This window comes from Streptomyces sp. NRRL S-118 (assembly GCF_000716335.1).
Classification (GTDB): Bacteria; Actinomycetota; Actinomycetes; order Streptomycetales; family Streptomycetaceae; genus Streptomyces.
The window spans coordinates 120,521-120,848 of the sequence record NZ_KL591017.1 but is presented as its reverse complement, the minus strand read 5'-3'; the positions used below and the strand labels follow the sequence as shown (position 1 = coordinate 120,848).

General features: G+C 67.7%; 1 protein-coding gene. It reads right to left on the bottom strand.

Translation table 11 applies throughout. The annotated features are described in order from the left end of the window. Nucleotides 1-328: vitamin K epoxide reductase family protein (locus tag IH00_RS0125595; protein WP_031077496.1), on the bottom strand; the 328-nt coding region annotated here is incomplete at both ends.

Below are 328 nucleotides of genomic sequence, written 5' to 3'. Positions count from 1 at the left end.
GGTGAACTCGTCGAAGAAGCTCCGCAGCGCACGCGGCGCCGGCAGCAGGCCGCTGCGTACGGTGTGCGAGGTCACGTACCAGAACATGACGATGGTGGCGGTCCAGGCCAGACAGCACCACAGGCACAGCGAGTTGATCTCGTACAGCGACTGGTGCATCAGCCACGTGCAGAAGGCGACGCCGAACAGCGTGCCCGCGTTCAGGCCGAGCCAGTACCAGCGGCGGAAGCGGGCGCCGGTCAGCAGGGCCGTGCCGATGGCGATCACCATGCCGTACGCGACCAGGCCCAGCATGGGGTTCGGGAAGCCGAGGACCGAAGCCTGCTCG